The sequence below is a fragment of the Pseudomonas sp. CFBP 8771 genome (assembly GCF_014841695.1).
GTDB classification, from domain to species: Bacteria; Pseudomonadota; Gammaproteobacteria; order Pseudomonadales; family Pseudomonadaceae; genus Aquipseudomonas; species Aquipseudomonas baltica.
On sequence record NZ_JACYUJ010000031.1, the window covers coordinates 1 to 306 of the forward strand.

At 53.3% G+C, this 306-nt stretch carries 1 pseudogene; it reads right to left on the reverse strand.

What is annotated here, in order from left to right:
• Nucleotides 1-306: pseudogene (locus tag IFT80_RS21600) on the reverse strand (hypothetical protein); the annotation flags it as partial.

Consider the following 306-nt stretch of genomic DNA (forward strand, 5'->3'; position numbering starts at 1 on the left):
TTCACCAGTAGCATTGAAGGTGCCCTTGTCGTGAGCGTCGAGATAATCCCGTACTGCGATAAACCCGGAATCACCGCCAGAGTCCCCGAAGTGTTTTCCGTACACCCCGTTGATCTCAAGGTCGATGCTGTGCAACACCAACTCGCACCCTTTGCGGGTGCGGCGTATTTCAATCTGCGCATCAGGCTTGTATTCAGTCCACCATTCCCGGTTGAACTGTGACTTTCGGTTATCACGTTTGTCTAGTTTGCAGGACTGCCCGGGTGCTGGAACGTAGGTCGCTAATGCCATATAAGCAAAGCCCGG